The 25,852-nt window shown below is 56.7% G+C and carries 21 protein-coding genes; 13 read left to right on the plus strand and 8 right to left on the minus strand.

The annotated features are described in order from the left end of the window. Position 1 precedes the first annotated feature (1 nt). Positions 2-463, minus strand: a complete 462-nt coding sequence (locus tag N879_RS01300) for a universal stress protein (protein ID WP_009457090.1) — start codon at positions 461-463, stop codon at positions 2-4. Between the two features lie 193 nt (positions 464-656). Between N879_RS01300 and N879_RS01305 the strand changes: the two genes are divergently transcribed. The 11 genes from N879_RS01305 (at position 657) to N879_RS01360 (ending at position 14,678) form a co-directional block, all read left to right on the plus strand. Continuing rightward, positions 657-1,838 carry an acetyl-CoA C-acyltransferase family protein gene (locus N879_RS01305; protein WP_009457088.1) on the plus strand — a complete coding sequence of 394 codons (1,182 nt, stop codon included), beginning with the start codon at positions 657-659 and terminating at the stop codon, positions 1,836-1,838. 260 nt (positions 1,839-2,098) lie between these two features. Further along, a complete protein-coding gene (bktB, locus tag N879_RS01315) occupies positions 2,099-3,271 on the plus strand; it encodes a beta-ketothiolase BktB (protein WP_009457084.1) in 1,173 nt (390 codons plus the stop codon). Between the two features lie 186 nt (positions 3,272-3,457). Continuing rightward, positions 3,458-4,219, plus strand: a complete 762-nt coding sequence (locus N879_RS01320) for a hypothetical protein (RefSeq protein WP_009457082.1) — start codon at positions 3,458-3,460, stop codon at positions 4,217-4,219. Positions 4,220-4,317: 98 nt separating this feature from the next. Further along, positions 4,318-5,286 (plus strand): ABC transporter substrate-binding protein, encoded by a 969-nt coding sequence (locus N879_RS01325; RefSeq protein ID WP_009457081.1) that lies wholly within the window; start codon positions 4,318-4,320, stop codon positions 5,284-5,286. Positions 5,287-5,365: 79 nt separating this feature from the next. Beyond that, positions 5,366-6,262 (plus strand): ABC transporter permease, encoded by an 897-nt coding sequence (locus N879_RS01330; protein ID WP_009457079.1) that lies wholly within the window; start codon positions 5,366-5,368, stop codon positions 6,260-6,262. Then, positions 6,262-7,056 carry an ABC transporter ATP-binding protein gene (locus N879_RS01335; RefSeq protein WP_009457077.1) on the plus strand — a complete coding sequence of 265 codons (795 nt, stop codon included), beginning with the start codon at positions 6,262-6,264 and terminating at the stop codon, positions 7,054-7,056. Before N879_RS01330 ends, N879_RS01335 begins: the two co-directional genes overlap by 1 nt. Before the next feature lie 307 nt (positions 7,057-7,363). After that, entirely contained in the window at positions 7,364-8,602 is a 1,239-nt protein-coding gene (locus tag N879_RS01340) for an efflux RND transporter periplasmic adaptor subunit (protein ID WP_009457075.1), read from the plus strand. 5 nt (positions 8,603-8,607) lie between these two features. Further along, the gene (locus N879_RS01345; protein WP_021446545.1) at positions 8,608-11,802 is read left to right on the plus strand and encodes an efflux RND transporter permease subunit; all 3,195 of its coding nucleotides are present in this window, start codon (positions 8,608-8,610) and stop codon (positions 11,800-11,802) included. Continuing rightward, positions 11,802-13,265: an efflux transporter outer membrane subunit gene (locus N879_RS01350; RefSeq protein ID WP_009457074.1), complete on the plus strand. Its 1,464-nt coding sequence runs from the start codon at positions 11,802-11,804 to the stop codon at positions 13,263-13,265. The genes N879_RS01345 and N879_RS01350 overlap by 1 nt, the downstream gene beginning before the upstream one ends. A 55-nt stretch (positions 13,266-13,320) precedes the next feature. Continuing rightward, entirely contained in the window at positions 13,321-14,058 is a 738-nt protein-coding gene (pdxJ, locus tag N879_RS01355) for a pyridoxine 5'-phosphate synthase (protein ID WP_009457072.1), read from the plus strand. Between the two features lie 50 nt (positions 14,059-14,108). Beyond that, positions 14,109-14,678 (plus strand): nitroreductase family protein, encoded by a 570-nt coding sequence (locus N879_RS01360; RefSeq protein WP_009457070.1) that lies wholly within the window; start codon positions 14,109-14,111, stop codon positions 14,676-14,678. A gap of 196 nt (positions 14,679-14,874) precedes the next feature. On the opposite strand, the gene N879_RS01365 is transcribed toward N879_RS01360, so the two are convergent. Further along, on the minus strand, positions 14,875-15,336 hold the full coding sequence (locus N879_RS01365; RefSeq protein WP_009457067.1) for a MerR family transcriptional regulator: 462 nt from the start codon (positions 15,334-15,336) through the stop codon (positions 14,875-14,877). Between the two features lie 128 nt (positions 15,337-15,464). Here N879_RS01365 and N879_RS01370 point away from each other — a divergent pair, with 128 nt between their 5' ends. Then, the gene (locus tag N879_RS01370; protein WP_009457065.1) at positions 15,465-16,850 is read left to right on the plus strand and encodes a dihydrolipoyl dehydrogenase; all 1,386 of its coding nucleotides are present in this window, start codon (positions 15,465-15,467) and stop codon (positions 16,848-16,850) included. A gap of 133 nt (positions 16,851-16,983) precedes the next feature. On the opposite strand, the gene N879_RS01375 is transcribed toward N879_RS01370, so the two are convergent. Further along, on the minus strand, positions 16,984-17,337 hold the full coding sequence (locus N879_RS01375; protein ID WP_009457063.1) for an ArsR/SmtB family transcription factor: 354 nt from the start codon (positions 17,335-17,337) through the stop codon (positions 16,984-16,986). A gap of 204 nt (positions 17,338-17,541) precedes the next feature. On the opposite strand from N879_RS01375, the gene fusA reads away from it, so the two are divergent. Beyond that, positions 17,542-19,659, plus strand: coding sequence for an elongation factor G (fusA, locus tag N879_RS01380; protein ID WP_021446546.1), 2,118 nt, complete (start codon positions 17,542-17,544; stop codon positions 19,657-19,659). Between the two features lie 154 nt (positions 19,660-19,813). Here the strand turns inward: fusA and N879_RS01385 are convergent, their stop codons facing one another. The 5 genes from N879_RS01385 to N879_RS01405 are packed head-to-tail and all read right to left on the minus strand — an operon-like array spanning position 19,814 to position 25,770. Then, positions 19,814-20,425 carry an SCO family protein gene (locus tag N879_RS01385; RefSeq protein ID WP_009457057.1) on the minus strand — a complete coding sequence of 204 codons (612 nt, stop codon included), beginning with the start codon at positions 20,423-20,425 and terminating at the stop codon, positions 19,814-19,816. A 15-nt stretch (positions 20,426-20,440) separates the two neighbouring features. After that, complete coding sequence (locus tag N879_RS01390) at positions 20,441-22,513, minus strand: M3 family metallopeptidase (protein ID WP_009457055.1); 2,073 nt, start codon at positions 22,511-22,513, stop codon at positions 20,441-20,443. A gap of 15 nt (positions 22,514-22,528) precedes the next feature. Then, a complete protein-coding gene (gene folD / locus N879_RS01395; RefSeq protein WP_009457053.1) occupies positions 22,529-23,392 on the minus strand; it encodes a bifunctional methylenetetrahydrofolate dehydrogenase/methenyltetrahydrofolate cyclohydrolase FolD in 864 nt (287 codons plus the stop codon). Next, a complete protein-coding gene (locus tag N879_RS01400) occupies positions 23,393-24,016 on the minus strand; it encodes a response regulator transcription factor (RefSeq protein WP_009457051.1) in 624 nt (207 codons plus the stop codon). It lies immediately after the preceding gene. Continuing rightward, positions 24,013-25,770, minus strand: coding sequence for a PAS domain-containing sensor histidine kinase (locus N879_RS01405; RefSeq protein WP_009457049.1), 1,758 nt, complete (start codon positions 25,768-25,770; stop codon positions 24,013-24,015). Before N879_RS01405 ends, N879_RS01400 begins: the two co-directional genes overlap by 4 nt. Positions 25,771-25,852: the final 82 nt, after the last annotated feature.

Genomic DNA, 25,852 nt, shown 5'->3' on the forward strand with positions numbered 1-25,852 from the left:
TTTATTTTTTCTTGGCTTTCTTGCGGATCACCAGAACGGGGATTTCCGAGTAGGTCAGAACGTGCTGGGTTTCGCTGCCCAAGAGCAGGCGCTTGTAGCCCTTGCGGCCATGCGAGGACATGACGATCAGGTCAGCTTTCTGTTTTTCAGCGGTAGAAATAATGGCATCGGCCACCAGTTCGGACTTCACCACCAGGCCCTTGACCGAGACACCAATGTCTTTACCGGCTTGCTTGACGGCGGCCAGCTCGGATTGGGCGTGCTCTACCCAGGAGGCTTCGATACGGCTATCGAGCTTCTGGTCGATAATGGGGCCGCCCTCCAGGTAGCTTTGGCGATAGCGCGGGATGACGCGCAGGGCCAGCAATTTGGCGCCGCTGGTCTTTGCCAGATTCAGGGCATGGGTGACAGCGTGGGCGGACAGTTCTGAGCCGTCGGTACATACCAGGATACGCTCGTACATGAGGGGGAATCCTATAAAAAGGGTTATCAAGAACGTGTCTTGTGGGTAAGGTATCAAACCATACTGCGAATTACGGTCTTTGTGTCTGCTTTATGGTTTTCCATGGCAGCCGTGTATATTCGAGTGGACGTTTTTGTCAGCTTGGCTTTTTTATGCTGGTCATCATATCCCACCGGGATTGAGGGAGATTCATATGAAAGAAGTGGTTGTAGTCCAGGCATGCCGTACCGCGATTGGCGACTTTGGTGGTGCTTTGAAGAACGTGTCGCCTATCGAGATGGGCGCGACGGTATTGCGCGCAGTACTGGATCGCAGTGGCGTGTCGGCGGCAGACGTTCAGCATGTAGTGATGGGGCAGGTTATTCAGACCGAACCACGTGATATGTACTTGTCGCGTGTGGCGTCGGTGCAGGCGGGCGTGGGACACGGAACACCGGCCATGAACGTCAACCGTTTGTGCGGTTCTGGTCTGCAAGCCATTGTGTCGGCCGCGCAGGGTATTCTGGTCGGTGATGCCAAGGTGGCTTTGGCAGGCGGAGCAGAAAGCATGAGCCGTGCGCCTTATATGTCCAGTGCTCATCGCTGGGGCGCTCGCATGGGGGACTCGGTCATGATGGACATGATGACTGGCGCACTGACAGATCCTTTTGATCGCGTTCATATGGGCATTACGGCCGAAAATGTGGCCCGCCAATACGGCGTGACCCGAGCCGATCAGGACGAGCTGGCATTGGAATCGCACCAGCGTGCCCGTCGCGCGATCGAGCAAGGTTATTTTAAAGAGCAGATCGTGCCCATTATCCAGAAAAGTCGTAAGGGCGAGATCGTGTTTGATCAGGACGAGCACGTACGTCTGGACGCTACGATGGAAAACTTTACCGGCCTGAAACCTGTGTTCATGCCTGACGGCGGCAGTGTTACGGCAGGTAATGCCTCGGGCCTGAATGACGGTGCAGCCGCTGTCTTGCTGATGTGCGCGGAAGAAGCTCGCCAGCGTGGGCTGAAGCCTTTGGCCAAGCTGGTGTCCTGGGGGCATGCCGGGGTGGATCCCAGCATTATGGGTATTGGGCCAGTGCCAGCTAGCCGTCTGGCACTGGAGCGCGCCGGTTTGAGCGTGTCGGATCTGGATGTGATCGAGTCCAACGAAGCTTTTGCCGCCCAAGCGTGCGCAGTTGTGCGTGAACTGGGTCTGGATCCGGCACGTGTGAATCCCAATGGTAGTGGTATCAGCCTGGGCCACCCTATTGGCGCGACCGGCGCCGCTATTACAGTCAAGGCCTTGCATGAACTGCAGCGTGTCCAAGGTCGTTACGCGCTGGTCACCATGTGTATTGGTGGTGGGCAGGGGATTGCGGCGATTTTCGAGCGCCCTTGAACCTTGCTGATTATTTCTCTTTAGGCTTCGTTTAAAGAGCAGGAAAGCCGGAAGTGCTACGAGTCACTTTCCGGCTTTTTTTTCGGCATATACAAGTAAATCTTATAAAAACGCCGACTTGATTGTTTGTTTTTGTAATGGGCCCTAAGTATCCAGCCAATTGCATTGAATTGTTTTAAAAGTAACGCGTGGCTTGTGTGGCTGAGCATGAAGCCCTTGTTTTTTCTCATCGGAATAAAACGGAATAAAAGGAGATTCATATGCAAGAAGTCGTCCTGGTTCAAGCTTGTCGAACTGCTTTTGGTAACTTTGGTGGCTCGTTACGGAATGTGCCTCCCATTGAGATGGGGGCGGCAGTCATGCAGGAGGCGCTGGGCAGGAGTGGAGTAGCTGCCTCGGAGGTGGACCAGGTGGTGATGGGGCAGGTGGTGCTGACTGAGCCCCAGGATATCTATATGGCGCGGGCAGCCTCCATGAAAGCGGGAGTGGCTCATGAGGCTGTCGCGATGAGCGTAAACCGTTTATGTGCATCCGGTTTGCAGGCCATTATTTCGGCAGCGCAAGCGATTGTATTGGGTGAGGCTAGGGTGGCCTTGGCCGGCGGTGTTGAAAGTACCAGTCGAATGCCCTATCTGGCGCCAAGCCAGCGCTGGGGGAGTCGCATGGGCAGTGTGGCCTTGGTAGATGTCTTGTCGGAGATTTTCATCAGTCCTCTGACTCGGGAGCATGTGGGGGTGACGGGGGAGAATGTCGCCAGAAAATACGGTGTGTCCCGCTGTGAGCAAGATCAGTTGGCCCTGGAGTCGCACCGTAGAGCGGCTCGTGCCATTGAAAATGGGTACTTCAAGGAGCAGATCGTCCCGCTGGCGGCCCACGATGGGAGCATCTTCGAGCAGGATGAGCATGTTCGGCATGATGGCAGTCTGGAGCAGCTTGCCGCCTTGAAGCCTATTTTCCAGAGCGACGGGGGGACGGTGACGGCCGGTAATATCTTGGGTCTGGCGGATGCGGCGGCGGTGGTGCTGATGATGGAAGAGGGGCAGGCACGCCGTCAAGGCTTGAAGCCTTTGGGCAAGCTGCGCTCATGGGCGCATGCGGGCGTGGATCCTCAATTTGCGGGAATGGGGCCGGTGCCATCGACTCGCTTGGCGCTCAAGCGGGCGGGACTGACGGTAGCCGATATTGATGTGATCGAGTCCAATGAGGCGTTTGCAGCACAGGTGTGCGCCGTTGCCAAAGAATTGGATTTTGATCCGGAGCGAGTCAATCCAAATGGCGGCAGCATTAGCATGGGGCATCCTTTGGGGGCGACAGGAGCGGCACTGGTAGTCAAGGCCTTGCATGAGTTGCAGCGCATCCAGGGGCGGTATGCTCTGGTCACCATGTGTCATGGCGGTAGCGAGGGAGTAGCCATGATTATCGAACGTCAGTGAGCCGTTCCCCATCAAGTGATCGCTGTTATGATGGCGCCTTGCTAAAAAACGCCGGAAGTGGCGCAATGCCGCCTTCCGGCGCTGTTTTCTCTGTCGTCAGGCCATATCCAGGTTCAGGATTATGTGGGGTGCCACGTTGCTCCCGTGTGAGCTGGGCCGCCTGACTGCTTTGCAAGGAAGAGTTTCATGGCTGGTGAGCAGGGGGACGATAGTCCTACGTTGTCGGAAAGCGAAGGGATCCGTTATCTGCACTTTGGAACGGAGTGGATTCAAGGTGCAATGCGTATTCGCAAGCCCGCTGAATTGGTCTTGGCCTACACACAACAAATGATGGCCTGGCTGCTATTTATGGAAGACCCCAAACCCGAGCACAAGCTGGCTATTCTGGGGCTGGGGGCGGGTTCCCTGCTGCGTTTCTGCCTGAAGCAGACCAGCAGTCAGGTACAGACGGTGGAGTGGAATCCGTCGGTGATTGGTATGTGCAATGCTTTCTTCCGGCTGCCGCGCAGTCCACGGTCTCTGATTGATCAGGCTGACGCCGGTGTCTGGGTACAGGATAGCGATCAGCACAGTCAGTATCGCGCCTTGATGGTGGACTTGTACGACGCGCATGCCGAAGGTCCGGTACGTGACAGTCTGGAGTTCTATCAGGATTGCCGCGCGGTTCTGGATGATGAAGGCATCATGACGGTTAATCTTTTTGGTGCCCATCCCAGCTTCAAACATAATATTGACAACATTCGTGAAGCCTTTAGTGGCAAAGTATTGCTCTTGCCTGAAATGGACGAGGGCAATCAGGTGGTTTTGGCCTTCAAAGGCAGCACGCTGGAGATGACGGCCGGAGAGCTGCTGAGTCGGGCCGAGCAAGTGCAGGCCGATTATGGTTTGCCGGCTACACGTTGGGCCAGGGAACTGCTCTCGTTCCGTCGCCAGATGCAGGACCAGTAGGGGAGCGGGGCAGGGATTACCTGAAGGGTCAAAGTCCTGTCGTTCGCGTTAGACTAAACACCTAAAATTTTCGTTTTTTTGCATCTAAGGAGTATTGGATGAAACTGATCAGATCGGTGCATCAGGTGGCGGCCGCTTTGGCTTGTGTAGGATTGATGTCGGGCGCTGCAGTTCATGCGCAATCTGTATCGGTATCGTCGATTGTGGAACATCCGGCTCTGGACGCCATTAAGGATGGAGTACACAAAGCGCTGACCGATGCTGGTTATAACGAAGCCTCCGGCTTCAAATGGCAGTTTCAGACCGCCCAGGGCAATCCGGCGATTGCCGCTCAGATCGCTCGTAAATTCGTCGGTGACAAGGCTGACGTGATTGTGGCCATTTCCACTCCTTCGGCGCAGGCCGTGGTGTCGGCAACCAAGACTATCCCTGTGGTGTATTCGGCCGTGACCGATCCTGTGGTGGCACACCTGGTGCCCAGCATGGCACCGTCGGGCACCAACGTGACAGGCGTGTCCGATGCGCTGGCACTGGAAGCCCAGGTTGATCTGATCAAGAAAGTCGTGCCTGATGCCAAGCGCGTGGGTATGGTTTACAACCCTGGCGAAGCCAACTCCGCCGTGGTCGTTAAAGAAATGAAAGAATTGCTGCCCAAGCACGGCATGACGCTGGTGGAAGCCACCGCGCCTCGTACCGTGGACGTGGGGGCGGCTGCTCGTAGCCTGGTGGGCAAGGTCGATGTGATCTACACCAATACCGACAATAACGTGGTGTCGGCCTACGAGTCCCTGGTAAAAGTAGGCGTGGACGCCAAAGTGCCTTTGATCGCTTCGGACACCGACAGTGTGGCCCGTGGTGCTATCGCAGCTCTGGGCGTGAACTACTACAACCTGGGTCTGCAGACCGGTCAACAGGTCATCCGTATTCTGAAGGGTGAAAAACCCGGTGATATGGCTTCTGAAACCAGCAGCAATCTGGAACTGTATGTCAATCCGGGCGCTGCCAAGCGCCAAGGCGTTTCGCTTAACGAGGACTTCGTGAAGTCCGCAACAAAAATCGTCGAATAAGCCTGATTTGACTGCTTCTTGCAGGTGGGTTGCCACAAGCTGCCCGCCTGTTTCTTTTGTATCCTAGACGTCCAACAATATGTCTATTTATTCAATGTGGGGGGCCCTGGAGATTGGTCTGATTTTCGGACTGGTTGCTCTGGGTGTTCTGATTTCTTTTCGCATCCTGCGATTTCCTGACCTGACGGTCGATGGTAGTTTTCCTTTGGGTGGGGCGGTTGCCGCCATCCTGATCAGTCAGGGCAATGATCCTTTCCTGGCGACTGTAGTGGCCACTTTTGCTGGTGCCATTGCCGGCACGATTACTGGCTGGTTGAACGTACGCCTGAAAATCATGGATCTGCTGGCCAGTATCCTGATGATGATCGCCTTGTATTCCATCAACCTGCGCATCATGGGCCGTCCCAATGTGCCCCTGATCATGGAGCCGACGGTCTTCACGATTCTGCAGCCCGAGTCCATCGCTGACTATATTGCTCGTCCCTTGATGCTGATTGGTTTGGTAATCATTGCCAAACTGGCGCTGGATTGGTTCTTCGGTACGCAAACTGGCCTGGCCATGCGCGCTACCGGCGCCAATGCGCGTATGGCCCGTGCTCAAGGTGTGGCAACTGGCAATATGCTTTTGCTGGGCATGGCTATTTCCAATGCCCTGGTCGCCCTGGCCGGTGCCTTGTTTGCACAATCGCAGGGTGGGGCGGATATCTCCATGGGTATCGGGACCATCGTGATTGGTCTGGCTGCCGTGATTGTGGGTGAAAGCATCTTGCCCGCACGCAAACTGTTCTACGCCACCTTGGCCGTGGTGCTGGGCGCGATTCTGTACCGTTTCTTTATTGCTTTGGCTCTGAATGCCGATGTGATCGGCCTGAAAGCGCAGGACTTGAACCTGGTCACCGCTTTGCTGGTTACCGTGGCGCTGGTGATTCCATTGCTCAAGAAAAAGCGTGCTCGTAAACAGAAGGGGGCCCAGTAATGTTAGAAGCAAAAGATCTGTCCCTGACATTTAATCCAGGTACGCCCATTGAAACCCGTGCCTTGCGCGGTTTGTCCCTGACCATTCCGGAAGGGCAGTTCGTGACCGTGATCGGTTCCAACGGTGCGGGCAAGTCTACTTTTCTGAATGCGATCTCGGGCGACCAGTCTGTTGATGATGGCCAAATCATGATCGACAAGGTAGACGTGACTCGCCGCCCGGTCTGGGAGCGAGCCAATTGGGTAGCACGTGTGTTTCAGGATCCAATGGCCGGTACCTGTGAAGATCTGACCATTGAAGAAAATATGGCGCTGGCCACCTGCCGTGGCAGCCGCCGTGGTCTGAGCCGTGCCGTGCGTCACTCCATGCGCGCTGAATTTGCAGAGCGTCTGGAAACCTTGGGTCTGGGTCTGGAAAACCGTCTGACAGACCGCATCGGATTGTTGTCCGGTGGCCAGCGTCAGGCCGTCAGCCTGTTGATGGCGGCCTTGCGTCCTTCCAAGATCTTGCTGCTGGACGAACATACGGCGGCACTGGACCCGCGTACGGCTGACTTTGTTTTGCAACTGACCAATCGGATTGTGCGTGAAGGTGGCCTGACCACCATGATGGTCACGCACAGTATGCGTCAGGCTCTGGATGTGGGTGATCGCACGGTCATGTTGCACCAGGGCAAGGTGGTTCTGGATGTCAGTGGTGAACAGCGTCAAGGCCTGGATGTGCGAGATTTGCTGGAGATGTTCGAGCGGGTTCGGGGCGAGACTTTAGCCGACGATAGTTTATTGCTAGGTTAGGAAGCACTATCCCGGATTTGGAAAACCGCGTGAACTCTGAGGGTTAAACGCGGTTTTTTTATATTCAAGAAACCGTAGGTATATGATAATACGTGTTCTTTTGGCATAGGCAGACAGCGGAGCGGGTGCAAGGGGGTAGCTGGCTAATCGTAGTCGCCAGATAATGGCAAGATCGAAATGAGTCTCATCGCAAATTTTCCTGTTTGATTTGCGCTTTTTCGACATATACTTGCTGCTTGTCCAAACCATACAATCCAGTCAGTTTAAGCGTTAAACTCCCATGCAACGCTTAGCTCAGGAGTTCTTCATGTCATTTCAAAGCTTGTTGGGTCGGCAGACTTTTCGTATTGCTGCCTTCTCTTCCTTGGTTCTGCTCGCCGCTTGCGGCAACAAAGAGCCTCAAGCTCCGGCCGGCGGGATGAAGGTCCCAGTCAGTGTGATTACCGTCCAACCGACCTCTACCGAGTTGTTCTCCGAGCTGCCTGGACGAGTCGAAGCAATTAAAGATGCACAAATCCGCGCCCGTGTTTCCGGGATTGTGGAAGAGATCAACTTTGAGCAGGGCGCTGATGTCAAACAAGACCAGCTCTTGTTTACCATTGACCCGGCTCCGTACCGTGCAGTTCGTAACCAGGCTGCAGCTCAGCTGAAAAACGCCCAGGCTGACGCACAAAGTGCCAAGCAGTTGGCCCAGCGTTACGAGCGTCTGATCAAGGAAAATGCAGTTTCCCGCCAGGATTACGACAACGCCAAGGCCCGCGCCATGCAGGCCGATGCCGCCATTGCCGCTGCACAGGCGACCCTGGACAGCGCCAATATTGATCTGGGCTACACCAAGATTGTGTCGCCCGTGTCGGGCCGTATCGGCAAGTCCCTGGTTACCGAAGGTGCTCTGGTTTCCGCCGCCAACGCCACCCATATGGCCACCGTGCAGCAACTGGACCGTGTCTATATTGACGTGACGCGTTCCACTGCTGAACTGACGCAGCTGCGTCGCGCCATGGCCGATGGCACCTTGAAGTCGGCTGGTGAAGGCCAGGCCAAGGCCAAGGCCGTTCTGGAAGATGGCTCCCTGTACGATCAGGATGGCGCTTTGCTGTTTAGCGGTGTCAGCGTGGATCCATCCACCTCGCAAGTAACCTTGCGTGCCGTGTTCCCTAATCCTGACGAAATCCTCTTGCCCGGCATGTACGTACGCGTACGTCTGGAACAAGGCGTTATTCCGGATGCCTTGCTGGTGCCCGCCCAAGCTGTTCAGTACACCTCGGATGGTGCTTCCAACATTTATGTAGTTCGTGAAGAAAAAGCCCAGTCCGTACCTGTCGTGTTGGGACCTGAGAGCGATGGTCAGTATGTGGTCAACAAAGGCCTGCAAGCTGGCGACCAGATCATTGTCGAAGGCTTCCAGAAGATTCGTCCCGGTGCCCCTGTCCAGACGATGCCTTGGAAGGGCAACAAGTCAGCCGCTGCACCTGCTCCTGATGCGGCTCCCGCACAGGAACCGGCCGCCGCTGCTGAGCCAAACGAAGCCAAGTCTAGCGAGTAAGCGACATGCCTCAGTTTTTTATTGAAAGGCCCATTTTTGCATGGGTCGTTGCCTTGGCGATCACGCTATTTGGCTTATTGGCTTTGCCCAATATGCCTGTAGCGCAGTATCCCGATGTGGCACCACCTTCGGTCACCATCCGGGCGACCTACCCAGGTGCAACCGCGGAAGACGTTGCCAGTACGGTAGCCAGTGTGATCGAAGATCAGCTGAACGGTGCCAAAGGCCTGCTGTACTACGAGTCCGTCAGTGACTCCTACGGCTCGACCGAAATCACCGCCACGTTCCGTCCTGGTACCAATCCTGACATGGCTCAGGTGGACGTCCAGAACCGTGTCAGCAACATTACTGCGTCCTTGCCGACAGCGGTGATGGAGCAGGGCCTGCACGTGGAGCAGTCCAGTACCGGCTTTCTGCAAGTGGTGACCTTGTCCTCCACGGATGGCAGTCTGGATCAGACAGCTCTGGCTGACTACATCGAACGCAATATCAAGAACACGATTTCTCGTGTTCCTGGTGTGGCTCGCTTCCAGCTGTTTGCATCCGGTCGCGCCATGCGTGTGTGGCTGGACCCTGCCAAGCTGGTCGGTTACCAGATGAGCCCAGCGGACGTGACCAACGCGATTCGTCAGCAAAACATGCTGGTGTCTGCCGGTATTCTGGGTGGCCCACCCAATCAGGACAGTCAGCGTGTGGCCGCACCCATTACGGTGAACGGTCAGTTGGCAACCGTGGAAGAGTTTGAAAACATCATTCTGCGCTCGCAGCCTGATGGCTCGACCGTACGTATTAAAGACGTCGCTCGTGTGGAAGTGGGGGCGGACAACTACCAGTTTGGTGCCCGTCTGAACAGCAAGCCAACAGCGGCTTTTGCTATCTCCCTGTTGCCTGAAGCGAACGCGCTGGATACTGCCGCGGCAATCAAAGTCGAAATGGAGAAGTTGGCCGAGTTCTTCCCGGAAAACATCCGCTACGACATTCCTTACGACACCTCGCCCTACGTGGACAAGTCCATCACCCAGGTGGTTTACACCTTGCTGGAAGCCATGGTGCTGGTGTTCATCGTGATGTACGTGTTCCTGCAAAACGTGCGCTACACCCTGATCCCTGCACTGGTGGTGCCGGTGGCTATCTTGGGGGCGTTCGCGGTGATGCAGGTGCTGGGCATGTCCGTGAACGTGCTGACCATGTTCGCGATGGTGCTGGCCATTGGTATTTTGGTGGACGACGCGATCGTGGTGGTGGAGAACGTCGAACGTATCATGGTGGAAGACGGGCTCTCGCCTAAGGAAGCGACCAAGAAAGCCATGCCGCAAATTAGTGGCGCTATTGTGGGTATTACGCTGGTGCTGTCGGCCGTGTTCTTGCCCCTGGCATTCATGGCCGGTTCGGTGGGGGTGATTTACCGTCAGTTCTCGGTGGCCATGGCCGTGTCGATTGCCTTCTCCGGCTTTTTGGCACTGACCTTTACACCTGCCTTGTGCGCGACTTTGTTGAAACCTATCCCCAAGGGTCATCACGAAACCAAGCGTGGCTTCTTTGGTTGGTTCAACCGTGTCTTTACGCGTACCACCAATGGTTACGAAAGCTTTATTGGCAAGACCTTGCGTCGTGGCGGTCGGATGATGTTCATCTACCTGATCATGGTGCTGGTGCTGGGCTTCCTGTACATGCGTATGCCAACCGCGTTCTTGCCCGAGGAAGATCAGGGCTACGTGATTGCCAACATCGAACTGCCTGCCGGTTCGACGGCCAACCGTACGATTGAAACCATCTCCAAGGTAGAGGACTACTTCAAGGAGCAGCCTCAGGTTGAAAACATCATTGCCGTGCAAGGCTTCAGCTTTAACGGTAGTGGTTTGAACTCGGCGATTGCCTTTGTGCCCTTGAAAGATTTCAACGAACGTAAAGGCAAGGAAAACTCGGCTCAAGCCATTTCCGGCAAGGCCATGGGCCAATTGCTGTTCGGTTTGCCCGACTCCATGGTGATCGCGATTGTGCCACCCGCTATTTCTGCTCTGGGTAACTCCTCGGGTATTGATATGCGTCTGGAAGACCGCGGCGGCATGGGTCACGATGCCCTGATGGCAGCCGCGGATCAGTTGCTGGCCCTGGCCAAGGCAAGCCCTGTGTTCGATCCACAGAGTGTGCGTATCACGGGCTTGGGACCTGGCAAACAGATTCGTCTGGAAATTGACCGAGACAAGGCGGCTGCCCTGGGTGTGAACTTCAGCGAAGCTTCTGCCTTGATCAGTGGCGCCCTGGGCTCGTCTTTTGTGGGTAAATTCACCAACCAGGGACGTGTGCAAAGTGTCTGGGTACAAGCTGATGCGCCATATCGCATGACCATCGACGATGTGCTCAAGCTCAACGCTCGCAACAGCGAAGGCAAGATGGTTCCGCTGTCGGCTTTTGTCAGCCAGACGACCGAACAAGGTCCGGTACAGATCGTGCGCTACAACAGCTACGAGTCTGTCCGTATCGGTGGTGGCCCCGCTCCAGGCTATACCTCGGGTGAAGCCATGATCGAGATGGAAAACCTGATGAAGCAGTTGCCTAGCGGCTTTGGTGTGGACTGGACAGGTCTGTCTTATCAAGAGCGTCAGGCCGCAGGCCAGTCCGCTATCTTGATGGGCTTGGCGGTTCTGGTAGTGTTCATGCTGCTGGCTGCCTTGTACGAAAGCTGGGCGATTCCGCTGTCCGTGATGCTGGCCGTACCGTTGGGTATGCTGGGTTCGGTCTTGCTGGTCTCCGGTCTGGGTATGCCTAACGACGTGTACTTCCAGGTGGGTATCGTGACGGTGATCGGTCTGTCAGCGAAGAACGCGATTCTGATTGTGGAGTTTGCCAAGGATGCCTACGCACGTGGTGCTACCTTGATCGACGCCACTCTGGAAGCCGCTCGCTTGCGTTTCCGTCCTATCTTGATGACCTCTTTCGCCTTTGTGCTGGGTGTGGTGCCTCTGGCTACCTCGACTGGTGCGGGTGCTGCCAGCCAGAACGCCGTGGGTCTGGGTGTGCTGGGTGGTATGTTGGCCGCAACGCCCTTGGCTGTCTTGATGGTGCCGACCTTCTTTGTCGTGATCCTCAAGCTCTTTAAAACTAAACCCCGTCTGTTTGGCGAAGCCGCTAAATTGCACGAGGAAGAACAGGCCAAACAAGCTGCACAGCCGGCCGGTTCGCAAGGAGGACAGCACTGATGTCTAGCATGTTTTTACGTAGCCCCTTGGTGCTGGCCGTGGCGTTTGCCTTGTCGGCTTGCTCCTTGGCACCGAAGTACGAGCGTCCTGATTCTCCCGTGCCCGCACAATTCCCTCTGGCCCAGCAGGGCCAGGCGGATGCGGCACAGGCTGCTGATCTGGGCTGGCGTGAATTCTTTACGGATCCGCGTCTGCATGCCCTGATCGAGCAGGCTCTGGAGAATAACCGCGATCTGCGTATTGCCACCCAGCGCATCGAGGAAGCTCGCGCGCAATACGGCGTGGCACGCAGTGACCAGTTGCCCAGCATTGGTGTGCAGGCGGCTGAGCAGGCCACCCACACACCGGCTGAGCTGCGTCCTGGTGGCCCAAATTCGGCCCCCGTAACCCGTACGTTCCAGGCCGGTGTCGGTATCACTGCTTTCGAGCTGGACTTCTTTGGTCGAGTGCGTGATCTGGCTCGTGCTGCTCAAGAACAGTACTTTGCCACCGAGCAGGCTCAACGTACCGCCCATATCGCCCTGGTGGCGGGCACCGCCGAAGCCTACTTCAAGGTGCGTACGGCCGAAGAACTGCATGCTTTGATGAGCAATACCTTGCGCAGCCGTCAAGAGACATTGCGCCTGGTGCAGTCTTCTTACGATGCCGGTACGGTGTCGGCGCTGGACCTGAACCAGGCCAAGGTGCAATACAACACCGTGCGTTCCGATATGCAGGCTGTCGAGCGTGATCGTCAGCGTGCACTCAATGCCTTGCAGGTCTTGTTGGGCGGTGAAATACCGGCTGACTTGCCAGCAGGCTTGCCCTTTACCCGTGCTCAGCTGATGCCTAGCTTGCCTGTAGGGTTGTCGGCAGAATTGCTGGAGCGTCGTCCTGACATTCTGGCCGCCGAGCACGTCTTGCGTGGTTCCAACTACAGCATCGGGGCAGCACGCGCTGCTTTCTTCCCGCGTCTGAGCCTGACCGGTCTGCTGGGCTTCATGAGCCCCGAGCTGGGTGGTCTGTTCAGTTCGGGTAACCGTTACTGGCAATTCCAGCCGCAAATTACCATGCCGCTGCTCTCGGGCAGTACCTGGGCCAATCTGGATCTGGCCGAGGCTCGTCGTGACATTGCGATCAGCCAGTATGAAAAAACCATTCAGGAAGCCTTCCGCGAAGTGGCTGATGCTCTGGCGGGCGAAGCCACCTACGGTCAGCAGATCGACGCCTTGCAAGAGGTTGATCAGGCTGCCAGCGAAAGCTTGCGTCTGGCCAAGCTGCGTTACGAAGTGGGTATAGACAGCTTCCTGCAGGTGCAAACGGCGGAAGTCAGCCTGTACGGTACGCGTCAAGCCTATATTCAGACTGGCCTGGCATCCCTGATGAATCGGGTCGAGTTGTACAAGGCTTTGGGTGGCGGCTGGACAGCTGAAACCGTCAAGCCTGAAACAAAGACCCAGGCCACTGGGACAGTACCGGAGTAAACAGGCGATAATACGTCTGGTCATTCATCCCTGAAACTACGGAGGTCCTTGGGGAATGTTAGAACTGGGCGTCAATATCGATCATGTGGCGACGCTGCGCCAGCAGCGTCTGACCACATACCCTGATCCAATTCAGGCCGCTTTGCGAGCAGAAGAAGCCGGAGCGGACCTGATCACCTTACATCTGCGTGAAGACCGGCGTCATATTCAGGATGCCGACGTCGAGGCCCTGCGCCCCGTACTGCGTACCCGGATGAATCTGGAATGCGCCATCACCACCGAAATGCTGGACATTGCCTGCCGTATCAAACCGGACGATGTCTGCCTGGTTCCCGAACACCGTGCTGAACTGACGACCGAAGGTGGTCTGGATGTGGTCGGTCATCTGGACCAGGTCAAGGCGGCTGTGCAGCAATTGCAGGCTGCCGGTATTCGCGTCTCGCTGTTCATTGATGCCGACCCGGCGCAAATCCGAGCCGCCAGCGACGTGGGTGCCACCGTGATCGAACTGCACACCGGCACCTATGCGGATGCTCAAACGCCCGAGCAGGCCGCCAGCGAACTGGAGCGTATCCGTGCCGGTATTGCTCAAGGTGTGTCGCAAGGTCTGCGTGTGAATGCGGGTCATGGCCTGCACTACGGCAACGTACAAGCGATTGCCGCCTTGCCGGGGCTGACGGAGCTTAATATTGGTCACGCCATTGTTGCCCAGGCTGTCTTTGACGGTTGGGAAAAAGCCGTGCGCGACATGAAAGCCCTGCTGGTGCAAGCGGGCGCTCCTGCTCAAGCCTGACTGAGCCCTGCCATCTGGGCAGGGCACTCTTAACTGATTCTGGAAGCACTATGAATACCATTGATTCCCTATTGTCCCGCCGCTCCATCAAGCTGGTGCAAGGCCCCGGCCCGAACGAGCAGGAGCTGGACCTGATTTTGCGCGCTGCCATGGTCGCTCCTGACCATGGCCGTTTACAGCCTTGGCGCTTTTGCCTGATCCGCGGTGAAAACGTGCAGGCTCTGGGCGAACTGGCCATTGCCGCCAATGAGCGCGCCGGTAATCCCTTGACCGAGCAGAAAGCTGCCAGCGTCCGCGCCTGGCTGGCCAAAGTGCCCATGCTGATTGCTGTAGCCAGCCACATCGATCATGGTGAAGAAAAAATTCCTGAACTGGAGCGTGTTCTGGCAACGGGCGCAGCCGTCAGCAATATGCTGCATGCTGCTCACCAGTTGGGCTTTGGCGCTTTCTGGAGCACTGGCCTGGGCACCTATGGTGAAGAAGTCCCGGAAGCCCTGGGCTTCGATTCCCTGGATTACCAGTTCCTGGGCTTTGTGTCGGTAGGTACGCCTATTCACAATCTGGGTCCTGCCCAGCGTCCCGAGCCACAAAAGTTCGTGACGGAGTGGCAGCCTGCTTAAATTTGCGGGGTAGCCTGCGCGAGCCAAGTTCGCGATTGTGAAGAAAAAGCCTGAGTTCGTCATTGAACTCAGGCTTTTTTGTCTTCTCTTGCTCAGTAAGTGATGCAAGCTGGAGGAGCAGTGGGAGGCGTTGGCTTCCTGTCCTGTTTCCCACTCTTTGTTTTGGTTCCTGCCTGTCTAAACCCGCTCTTAGGCACTAAAGCTTGGCTGTATTGCTTTTCTGATGGGCAGGTTTATGCGACTGAGCCTTGGTCGAGGCATCTGTATGACAGCATGCCCCCTCCAAACCATCCAGAATCGGACAATCCGGATGTTGGTCCCCCTGGCATTGTTCAGCCAGCACACGCAGCTTGGCGGCCATGTCCAGCAGCAGGGCCGCGCGGCTTTCCAGATTCTTGATATGAGCCTGGGCCAGTTGCTTGACCTCGCTGCTGGGGCGTTGCTGATCGCGCCACAGGCTGGTCAGTTGCTGAATGTCCGCCAGATTGAAACCCAGGTCCTTGGCACGAACAATAAAGTGCAAGGTATCCAGGTCCTGATCCTGGTAGACGCGGTAGCCATTGGGGGCACGGTCACTATTCAAGAGTCCCAGATCTTCATAGTGCCGGATCATTTTGGGTGTCAGGCCGGTTACGCGGGCCGCTTCACTAATCAGCATGGGCTTTCCTCGGGCAGTGCAAGGGGACTGCGTTATGATTGAAAGAGTCAATTCTGCACATTGTAGAACGGGTGGTCGGGCAGGTCATCAGGCCCCTGATAGCCTTAGTATGGACTCAAGGAGCGGTTATGAAAGAAATTCAGTGTGATGTTGCCGTGATTGGAGCGGGGACAGCAGGCATGACAGCGTATCGTACGGCCAAACGTGCCGGTAAACGAACGCTGATGATTGAATCAGGCCCCTATGGCACCATGTGCGCACGTGTTGGCTGCATGCCATCCAAGTTGCTGATCGCAGCAGCGGACGCTGCCCATCATGCCCGCCATACCGCTCCTTTCGGTGTTCACGTAGACGGCGATATCCGCATTGAAGGCAAAGAGGTCATGGATCGCGTGCGTCGCGAGCGGGATCGCTTTGTGCAATTTGTGGTGGACGATGTGGAAGGCTTTGATGCCGAAGACAAAGTGCGTGGTCATGCCCGCTTTGTGTCCGAGCATGTGCTGGAAGTGGATGACCATACCCGTATCACCGCAGGGCACGTGATTATCGCCACTGGCTCCACGCCCGTGCGCCCCAAGGAGCTGGAGCCGCTGGGGGCTTTGCTGATCAATAACGAGGATGTTTTTGACTGGACGGATTTGCCGGAAAGCGTGCTGGTCGTAGGTACGGGTGTAATCGGTCTGGAGTTGGGGCAGGCGCTGGCGCGCTTGGGCGTGAAGGTGTCCATCATCAACCGCAGCCAGAGTCTGGCGGGTCTTTCCGATCCTGAGGTACGTGAAGCCGGACGGGCGATTTTCAGCCAGGAACTGAATATTCGTGCCGACGTAGCTGTATTAGGTAGTGAAGTCGTCAATGGCAAGGCGCGCGTGCGCTTGCAGGTGAATGGCAAGGAGTTGGTCGAGGACTACGACTATGTACTGGGGGCGGCAGGCCGCAAACCGCAGTTGGATAATCTGGGGCTGGAAAACACGCCTGCGCAATGGGATAGCAAAGGGCGGGTGGTCTTTGACCTGGACAGCTTGCAACTGAAAGGCACCTCTATCTATCTGGCAGGCGATGTGAACCAACGTGCACCCATCTTGCACGAGGCAGCAGATGATGGTCGTCTGGCTGCCTTGCAAGCCGTCAGCAATGGCCAGGATGAGCCTATGGCGCGTCGTGCACGCATGGCTGTGGTGTTTAGTGATCCGCAGGTGGCTGTGGTTGGTACGCCCTTTAAATCCTTGCCAGAGGGTGCGGTGACAGGCAGCGTGAACTTCGGCAATCAGGGCCGTGCTCGCGTGATGCTGGTCAACCGTGGCTTGTTGCACGTTTATGCGGACAAGGCGGGCAAGTTTCTGGGGGCCGAGATGGTGGGGCCTCAAGCAGAACATATTGCTCACTTGCTGGCCTGGTCTTTGCAGATGGGACTGACGCTGGATCAGATGCTGGCCATGCCGTTCTACCATCCCGTATTGGAAGAGGGCTTGCGTACGGCCTTGCGCGGTGCGCAATCTGCTTTGCGAGGCAAATAAGTCAGCCTGAACGGGTTTGATCCCGTTTTCGGGCTCTGGCCCCGAGAGTCCTGATCCTGTATGTGAACTGCTCGCCAAAAGTTGGACATTGATCCGACCTTTGGCGGGCAGTTTGATTTTCAGGGTGCTTTTATTATTTGGCGGCGTTTTGCAGATGCTGCGCGGTGGTCGCCTCGGTTACCGGGTCATTTTCCAATGCGCCCAGCAAGGAGTGCAGCAGACCGGGAAAGCGCTCCTCCAGATCGTCCTTACGCAGCGATAGCAGGTTTTCTCGTCCAGAAGGCCGTTGCCAGATCACGCCGCTATCGCGCAAGACACGCCAGTGATGCGTCATGGTGGATTTGGTTTGGCCTTGCAGTAGCGAGCCACAGGCGCGTTCGCCTTCGGAGGCTAAAGCACGCACAACGGCCAGACGCAAGGGATTGCCCAGGGCAGTCAGTACATTTTCCAAGCGAATCTGTGCGCGCTCGGGATGATTGGGAAGCATGTAGAGTCCTGTCATTATTCGTCGCGGTGATTGTACCTGTGTCCACGTACCGTTTTGGCGCTGTGGTGTGGATGCACGGCGCGTGGAAAAAATCTTGTTAATAGTACGATTGTAGGCGTACTATCTGATTGTTATCAACCACTGAAACAACAGGAGCCCAGGTGCCTTGCACTGCAAGGCAGGACGACTCCAGGGACAATCATCATGGCTCGCCATACACCCATCACTCGCTATCGGAACATTGGTATTTCGGCGCATATTGACGCTGGCAAAACCACCACGACCGAGCGCATTCTTTTCTACACCGGCGTCAGTCACAAGCTGGGGGAAGTGCATGACGGGGCGGCCACTATGGACTGGATGAGCCAGGAGCAGGAGCGTGGCATCACCATTACCTCGGCGGCCACCACCTGCTTTTGGCGAGGCATGGATGGCTCGCTGCCCGAGCACCGCATCAATATCATCGACACCCCCGGCCACGTGGATTTCACCATCGAGGTTGAACGCTCCATGCGCGTGCTGGACGGCGCGGTCATGGTGTATGACGCTGTCGGCGGAGTACAGCCACAATCTGAAACGGTTTGGCGTCAGGCCAACAAGTACAAGGTTCCGCGCCTGGCTTTCGTCAACAAGATGGACCGCGTCGGGGCGGATTTCTTTCGTGTACGTCAGATGATGGTGGACCGCCTCAAGGCCAATCCTGTGCCTGTGGTGATTCCTATGGGGGCTGAAGATGGCTTCAAGGGCGTGATCGACCTGCGTTTGATGAAAGCGATCGTGTGGGACGAGGCTACTCAGGGCATGAAGTTCAGTTTTGAGGACATCCCTGCGGATTTGCTCGCTATGGCCAGGCAATGGCGCGAGAGCATGCTGGAAGCGGCGGCCGAAGCCAATGAAGAGCTGATGAATCAGTACCTGGAAACGGGTGAGCTGAGCGTGGCCCAGATTACGTTGGGCCTGCGCTTGCGCACCATTGCCGGAGAGATTCAGCCCATGCTGTGTGGCTCGGCCTTCAAGAACAAGGGTGTGCAACGCATGCTGGATGCGGTGGTGGAGCTGCTGCCTTCTCCCGTGGATGTACCTGCAGTGCAAGGCGTGGACGAGGCTGGCGAAATCGTCACTCGCCAATCTGACGACAATGAGAAGTTCTCGGCATTGGCCTTCAAGCTGATGACGGACCCTTATGTCGGCCAGTTAACCTTTGTGCGAGTGTATTCCGGTGTGCTGGCCAAGGGCGATAGCGTCTATATTCCCGGCCGTGGCAAGAAAGAGCGTATTGGCCGGATTGTGCAGATGCATGCCAATGACAGGCATGAAGTTGATGAACTGCATGCGGGTGATATTGCGGCCTGTGTTGGCCTGAAAGAGGTCAGCACAGGGGAAACCTTGTGTGATCCTTCGGCCATCATCACGCTGGAGCGCATGGAGTTTCCCGAGCCGGTAATTCGTCAGGCTGTGGAGCCCAAGACCAAGTCTGATCAGGAAAAGATGGGGATTGCGCTCTCGCGTCTGGCTTCTGAAGATCCGTCCTTCCGTGTCAGCACGGACGAGGAGTCGGGCCAGACGATTATTGGCGGTATGGGCGAGCTGCATCTGGAGATCATTGTGGATCGCATGAAGCGCGAGTTCGGCGTGGAAGCGAATGTGGGCAAACCGCAAGTGGCCTATCGCGAAACCATCAGCAAGACCGTGCGTGATATTGAAGGCAAGTTTGTTCGTCAGTCTGGCGGTAAAGGACAGTACGGCCATGTGGTCTTCACCCTGGAGCCGCAAGAGGCGGGCAAGGGCTTTGAGTTTGTCGATGCCATCAAGGGCGGGGTGGTTCCGCGTGAGTACATTCCGGCAGTGGAAAAAGGTGTGCTGGAGGCCCTGAACAGCGGTGTGTTGGCGGGCTATCCCGTGGTGGATGTGAAAGTGACACTGACCTTCGGTTCTTACCACGACGTGGACTCGTCCGAGCAAGCCTTCAAGATGGCGGCGATCTTTGGTTTCAAGGAAGCGGCCAAACAGGCATCACCCGTGATCCTGGAGCCCATGATGGCGGTGGAAGTGGAAACGCCTGAAGATTATGCCGGTAATGTGATGGGGGACCTGTCCAGCCGTCGTGGCATGGTGCAGGGTATGGATGACATGGTGGGGGCGGGCAAGCTGATCAAGGCGGAAGTGCCTTTGTCCGAGATGTTTGGCTATGCCACTACGCTGCGTTCCATGTCCCAGGGCCGTGCAACATACAGCATGGAGTTCAAACGCTACGCGGAAGTGCCCAAGTCCATGGTGCAGGATCTGGTGGCTGAACGTCAGAGCACACGACACGCAGGCTGATACTAAAGGGGGCGGGTGTTCCTGTGTCTAACCAGGCACGGGAACATCCGCCCCGATGCTTTGCCTGTTGTTGTTGTTGTTGTTGTTGTTGTTGTTGTTGTTGTTGTTGTTGTTGGCCAGTCTGATCTGAGGTTTGATTCAGGCCCAAGCCCGCTTAGTTCAGCAGACTGCGTACCCCATCCGCCAGAACCTGCACCGACTCGGTATCCGGTGCTAGATATCGCGCTCGGCCTTGCTGATCGAAGATATATACGCCACGGCTGTGCGAGACCTCGTAGTTTTCGGGTGCTTTGGGATCGGGTTTTTCAATCTGGAAGGCCACTCGGTAACGACGGGCCAGATTCGCGATCTGTTTTTCAGAGCCTGTCAGGCCGGTGGTGTGCTTGCCATCAAAGGCGGCCACATAACGGGCCAGGGAGTCGGGCGTATCGCGGTGGGGGTCCACACTGACAAAGATGATGCGCACCTGCTCGGCATCGTTCCCCAGTTCTTCCATGACCAGGCCCAACTGAGCCAAGGTGGTAGGGCAAATATCCGGGCAACTGGCATAGCCAAAAAACATCATGACGACGTTATCCTTGAAGTCATCCTGGGTGACGGTTTTGGGGCCAGCGGCTTGAAGGGAAAAGCGCAGATCGGGCAGGAAGCCACGTACGGGATGCAGATTGGCAGCGGTAGCGCTGCCTAGCAGGAACAAGCCCAGCGCCAGTGTCAGGCCAAACTGTTTAAACAAGACAAGAATGGACTTTACTGGGCTGGGTGTCATGGACGTCCTCTGGGTTTAAGCAGGCTCTGGAGTGAGCCCGCTGTGACGGAGCAGGGCGGTAATGGAAGGATCGCGGCCACGGAAAGCACGGAAGGAGTCGGCAGCCGGGCGTTCGCCCCCTACGGACAGAATCTCGCGCCAGAAGCGATGGCCCGTATTGCTGTCGAGGGTATCACGTGCTCCATCCGAGTGGGTATAGGCTTTTTCCTCAAAGGCCGAGTAGGCGTCGGCGGACAGGACTTCAGCCCATTTGTAGCTGTAGTAACCCGCGCCGTAGCCACCCGCAAACAAGTGTGAGAACTGATGCGGGAAACGGTGCCACTCAGGCGGAAACAGCACGGCGACTTCCTGGCGAACCTGATCCAGAATCTCCATGACGGCTTCAATGCTCAGACCGCTGTCACGCGAGTGGATCAGCATGTCAAACAGGGAGAACTCCAGCTGGCGCACCATTTGCATGCCGCTTTGGAAGTTGCGGGCCAGATTGAGCTTGTTGTAGAGCGCACGGGGCAGATGCTCACCGGTTTCCACATGGGCCGTCAACATTTGCACCACAGGCCATTCCCAGCAGAAATTTTCCATGAACTGCGAAGGCAATTCGATGGCGTCCCATTCCACGGCGGAGAAGGCCGAGGCGGCTGGATCATCCACACGCGAGAGCAGAGTGTGCAGGGCGTGGCCGGACTCGTGGAACAGGGTGATCACATCGTCATGCGTGAGCAGGGCGGGGCGACCGGGCTGGGGTTCGGCAAAATTGCATACCAGGTAGGCAATAGGCAGGCACAGCTGTTCACCCAGGCGGCGACGGCTGCGTTCGCTATCGACCCAGGCACCGCCTTGCTTGCCTTGGCGGGCGTGCAGGTCCATGTACAGATAACCCAGAACTTTGCCGTCGGAAGCCATGACTTCAAAGGGGCGTACGGCAGGATGCCAGGCAGGCACGTCGGCGGCGCGCAGTGTCACGTCAAACAAGCGCTGAATGACTTTGAACAGGCCGTTCAGAACGGCGGGTTCCGTGAAGTACTGTTTGACCTCGTCTTCCGAGTAGGCGTAGCGCTGTTCACGCAGGCGTTCAGCGCTGAACGGCACATCCCAGGCTTGCAGGGTGTCCAGGCCCAGCTCCTTTTTGGCGAAGGCTTGCAGCTCGTCCAGGTCCTGGCGGGCGTAAGGGCGAGCCTTGGCAGCCAGATCGCGCAAGAAGCTCATCACCTGTTCCGGGGTGTCGGCCATGCGGGTTTCCAGACGCATATGGGCGTAGCTGGCAAAACCGAGCAGGCTGGCTTCCTGGGCACGCAGATCCAGCAGCGTTTCAATCGCCTGGGAATTATCAAACTGGGCATCGCCCTGATCGGAGGCAATGGTGGTGTAGGCTCGGTACATCAACTCACGCAAGGTCTGGTTGCGTGCGTATTGCATGACAGGCAGGTAGCAAGGCATTTTCAATGTCAGACGCCAGCCTTGCTGATCGTTTTCCTGAGCAGCGCGTTGGGCGGCGGCCAGCACGTCGTCCGGGATGCCGTCCAGTTCGGCCTGGTCGGTGACCAGGTAATACCACTGATCAATCGCATCCAGTACATGCTCGGAGAACTGCTGCGAGGTTTGCGCCAACTCTTCGGAAATACGGGCGTAGTCTTCACGCGCCTGACCTTCCAGTTGCACGCCGCTCAAGCGGAAATCGCGCAGGGCCAGGGTAATGATGCGTTGGCGCTGGGGCGTCAGGGTGGCAAAGGCCGGGCTGTCGGCCAGCGCCTGATAACGCAGGAACAAAGGACGGTTCAAGCCCACCCAGGTCGAGAACTCGCTCATGCGCGGCAGGCACTGGTTGTACACCGTGCGCAGTTCGGGCGTATTGATGACCGAGTTCAGGTGACCGGCCACCGACCAGGCGCGATACAAGGTTTCGGTGGCGTCGGTGATGGGCTCGACGATGTTGTCCCAACTGGGTTCGCTATCGTCGTTGGAGACTGTGTCTACGGCTTGGCGGGCCAAGGCCAGCAGTTGGTCCACCGCCTGCTCGATGTGCTCGGGCTGGATGGCGGGATAGTCAATAAGGCTGTCGATAGGAACCAGTAAGGGATTTGTCGTCATAAACCGTTGATTAAATTAAAGACTGATGTTGGCCGAACGTTCGGCTGCTTCCAAGGTGTTGACCAGCAGCATGGCAATGGTCATCGGGCCGACGCCGCCGGGTACGGGCGTAATGGCCGAGGCCACTTCGCTGGCACTGGTAAAGTCCACGTCGCCGCACAGTTTGCCGTCTGCACCGCGGTTGATACCCACGTCGATCACGACGGCACCGGGTTTGACCATATCGCCGGTAATGATGCCTGGGCGGCCTACGGCAGCGACCAGCACATCGGCACGGCGTGTCTGGGCGGCCAGATCGCGCGTTTTGGAGTTACAGAGGGTGACGGTAGCGCCCGCAGCCAGCAAGAGCATGGCCATGGGTTTGCCCACGATATTGCTGGCGCCCACGACTACGGCTTCTGCACCGCGCAGTGCCACGTTTTCGGATTCCAGCATTTTCATGACACCGTAGGGCGTGCAAGGTGCAAATAGCGGCTTGCCCGTCATGAGCATGCCAGCATTGCTGACGTGAAAACCGTCAACGTCCTTGTGCGGTGCAATGGTTTCAATCACCTTGTGCTCGTCCAGATGGGCGGGCAGGGGCAACTGAACCAGAATGCCGTGCACCGAGCTGTCCTGATTCAAACGAGTGATCAGGGCAAGCAGCTTGGTTTCGGTGGTGTCGGCAGGCAGACGGATGATTTCGGATTTCAGGCCAGCGGCTTCGCATGCCAGGCCCTTGTTGCGTACATAGACCTGGGAGGCCGGATCTTCACCGACCAGCACCACGGTCAAACCGGCTTGAATGCCGTGGGTTTGTTTCAGCTTGGCAACGCGTTCTGCAACGTCCGCCTTGATGGCGGTGGACAGCTTTTTTCCATCAATAATGCGAGCACTCATTTACGCATCCTCGGACTTGGTGAGGGCGATTTTCATGAGGTCGGCAACCGTAGTGACTTCCAGTTTTTCCATGATATTGGCGCGATGCGCTTCGACAGTTTTAATGCTGATGTTCAAGTCCCCGGCAATCTGCTTGTTCAGGCGACCGGCAACAATGCGTTCCAGCACTTGCTGCTCGCGCGCTGTCAGGCGGCCCAGGACTTCTTGTTGATCTTTCTGTGCCTGCGCTTGGGAGGCACGAGCTGTAGCCTGTTCGATCATGCGGCTGACGATGGTGCGCAGATCGGCTTCGTTAAAGGGTTTTTCCAGAAAGTCGATAGCGCCTTTCTTCATGGTGCTCACGGCCATGGGTACGTCACCGTGGCCGGTAATGAACACAATCGGGATAGTCGATTTGCGAGCGATCAGGGCTTCCTGCAGCTCCAGGCCGCTCATGCCGGGCATGCGCACGTCCACAATCAGGACAGCCACCTGGGCCGGGTCGTAGGCGCCCAGAAACTCTTCGCCCGATGCAAAGCAGCGGACCCGATAGCCGTTGGCTTCCAGGAGCCAGCGCAAGGAGTCCCGTACGGCTTCGTCGTCATCGACTACGTAAATGGTGCATGGCATTTGCGGGCTGGTCATTCGGGTATCTCCAGTTTGTTATCAAGGGTGTCCGTTACATCCGGTGCCGCACAAGGTAGACTGAAACGGAAAATCGTTCCACCCTCTGGATTGCCGACAGCCCACAGGCGGCCGTGATGCGATTCAATAATTGTGCGACAGATATTCAGGCCCATCCCAAGGCCTTCGGACTTGGTACTGTAAAACGGTTCAAAGAGGCGCTCGGGGTCTTTCAAGCCATGACCGCGATCGATGACGGCCATCTCCAAAAGCGATTCTTGTTGGGTAATCACCAATTGAAGCACATGATGCTCGCTGTGTTCCATGGCTTCGATCCCATTTTTGAGCAGATTCAATAATACCTGTTCTATGAGAATGGGGTCGGCAATGACGTCAGGAACCGGATCAGGAATGCTCAATTCAATTTCAATTTGGCGCTTGCGGGCGTCGATTTCGGCAAAGCCGACGGCATTTTCCACAATACGCATGACCTTGACCCGGACGCGACGCGGTTCGCTACGTTTCACGAATTCACGAATACGGCTGATGATCTTGCCCGCGCGCTCGGCTTGCTGGGCCGCTTTTTCCAGTGCGGCCAGCAAGGTTTCAGGCTGGTAGCGACCGGATTTCAGCATGGCGACTGCGCCCATGCTGTAGTTATTGATGGCCGTCAGCGGCTGGTTTAATTCGTGCGCCAGCGAGGAGGCCATTTCGCCCATGGTGGTCAGGCGGCTGGTCAGCTGCACCTTTTCCTGCTGAATGCGCGAGGCTTCTTCGTGCTTGCGGCGGTCGGTAATATCGCGCGCCACTTGCAGACGGACACGGCGGCCGTCTGTCCAGGCCAGCATACGGTGATGAACTTCGAACCAGCGAGCCGCCGATTCGGAGTAGATCTCTACGGTTTCATCCGTAAAACGACCCAGGCGGCCACCCAGCAATTCAGCGTGGCCATTGGATTGGGCGCCAAAGAAACGACGATAGGTACGGTTGGCAAACAGCAGTTCCAGACCTTCCGATGTATCGGCCACTACGGAAATGGCATCATCCAGACCTTCCAGCACCGTCATGAAGCGTTCATGCGCGGCGGTCAGGGCTTCGCGAATACGCTTGGGTTCGGTAATGTCCGTCATGGAAGTCATCCAGCCGATCTGCTCTCCATTAGGGGCACGCAAGGGCGAGACATACATACGGGCCGTAAAGCGCGAGCCATCACGGCGCTGAGCCTCCACTTCCAGACCACTGCTGGGCGTGCGGCCGGACAGCAAAAGGTCCAGGGTTTCCTGGTGTTGTTGGTGACGACCGGGTAGCCAGTAAGGGAAGGGGGCGGTGCGACCGACCAGATCGGCCTCGTTCCAGCCGATCATTCTGCAAAAAGCCGGGTTCACATAAGCAATGCGGCCCTGCATGTCAAAAACGCGCATCCCCGTGGACATGGAGTTTTCCATGGCACGCCGGAAACCCGTCTCGGCGGTTTGTGCTGCCTCGGCGTGGGTACGGAAGCGGGTATAGCGCCACAGGGCCAGCAAGCTGACCACAATCACCAGGGACAGGGCCAGAATCACCATCATCAGGCGTTGCTGGCGCGTTTCCTGATCGATGGTCACAAACATGACGCTATCGTTCTGCAAACGCTGCAGCCACAGGAATACCCCCATGACACAGAGGTAGAGAAACAGCACGACAACCGGTGTCAGCCAATAGAATCCACGCCGATTCTGCTTGGCCTGATCATAGAAGGTTGAAGGGATCAGAGACTTTTTCGGATGAGTAGCCATAAAAGCAAGAAAAGAAGTATGGCTGGATTGTAATGTAGGGCTATTTTTTTTAGTGATATTTCGTATTATGAAAACACATACC

The sequence above is a fragment of the Alcaligenes sp. EGD-AK7 genome, from assembly GCF_000465875.3.
GTDB lineage: Bacteria > Pseudomonadota > Gammaproteobacteria > Burkholderiales > Burkholderiaceae_B > Alcaligenes > Alcaligenes phenolicus.

Excerpts from the sequence above, each read along its gene's own strand:
- N879_RS01325 (WP_009457081.1), top strand. The coding sequence starts at position 4,318 with ATGAAACTGATCAGATCGGTGCATCAGGTGGCGGCCGCTTTGGCTTGT.
- fusA (WP_021446546.1), top strand. The coding sequence starts at position 17,542 with ATGGCTCGCCATACACCCATCACTCGCTATCGGAACATTGGTATTTCG.
- N879_RS01405 (WP_009457049.1), bottom strand. The coding sequence starts at position 25,770 with ATGGCTACTCATCCGAAAAAGTCTCTGATCCCTTCAACCTTCTATGAT.
- folD (WP_009457053.1), bottom strand. The coding sequence starts at position 23,392 with ATGAGTGCTCGCATTATTGATGGAAAAAAGCTGTCCACCGCCATCAAG.
- N879_RS01330 (WP_009457079.1), top strand. The coding sequence starts at position 5,366 with ATGTCTATTTATTCAATGTGGGGGGCCCTGGAGATTGGTCTGATTTTC.
- N879_RS01375 (WP_009457063.1), bottom strand. The coding sequence starts at position 17,337 with ATGCTTCCCAATCATCCCGAGCGCGCACAGATTCGCTTGGAAAATGTA.
- N879_RS01350 (WP_009457074.1), top strand. The coding sequence starts at position 11,802 with ATGTCTAGCATGTTTTTACGTAGCCCCTTGGTGCTGGCCGTGGCGTTT.
- N879_RS01345 (WP_021446545.1), top strand. The coding sequence starts at position 8,608 with ATGCCTCAGTTTTTTATTGAAAGGCCCATTTTTGCATGGGTCGTTGCC.
- bktB (WP_009457084.1), top strand. The coding sequence starts at position 2,099 with ATGCAAGAAGTCGTCCTGGTTCAAGCTTGTCGAACTGCTTTTGGTAAC.
- pdxJ (WP_009457072.1), top strand. The coding sequence starts at position 13,321 with ATGTTAGAACTGGGCGTCAATATCGATCATGTGGCGACGCTGCGCCAG.
- N879_RS01370 (WP_009457065.1), top strand. The coding sequence starts at position 15,465 with ATGAAAGAAATTCAGTGTGATGTTGCCGTGATTGGAGCGGGGACAGCA.
- N879_RS01360 (WP_009457070.1), top strand. The coding sequence starts at position 14,109 with ATGAATACCATTGATTCCCTATTGTCCCGCCGCTCCATCAAGCTGGTG.
- N879_RS01365 (WP_009457067.1), bottom strand. The coding sequence starts at position 15,336 with ATGCTGATTAGTGAAGCGGCCCGCGTAACCGGCCTGACACCCAAAATG.
- N879_RS01300 (WP_009457090.1), bottom strand. The coding sequence starts at position 463 with ATGTACGAGCGTATCCTGGTATGTACCGACGGCTCAGAACTGTCCGCC.
- N879_RS01305 (WP_009457088.1), top strand. The coding sequence starts at position 657 with ATGAAAGAAGTGGTTGTAGTCCAGGCATGCCGTACCGCGATTGGCGAC.
- N879_RS01400 (WP_009457051.1), bottom strand. The coding sequence starts at position 24,016 with ATGACCAGCCCGCAAATGCCATGCACCATTTACGTAGTCGATGACGAC.
- N879_RS01340 (WP_009457075.1), top strand. The coding sequence starts at position 7,364 with ATGTCATTTCAAAGCTTGTTGGGTCGGCAGACTTTTCGTATTGCTGCC.
- N879_RS01385 (WP_009457057.1), bottom strand. The coding sequence starts at position 20,425 with ATGACACCCAGCCCAGTAAAGTCCATTCTTGTCTTGTTTAAACAGTTT.
- N879_RS01390 (WP_009457055.1), bottom strand. The coding sequence starts at position 22,513 with ATGACGACAAATCCCTTACTGGTTCCTATCGACAGCCTTATTGACTAT.
- N879_RS01335 (WP_009457077.1), top strand. The coding sequence starts at position 6,262 with ATGTTAGAAGCAAAAGATCTGTCCCTGACATTTAATCCAGGTACGCCC.
- N879_RS01320 (WP_009457082.1), top strand. The coding sequence starts at position 3,458 with ATGGCTGGTGAGCAGGGGGACGATAGTCCTACGTTGTCGGAAAGCGAA.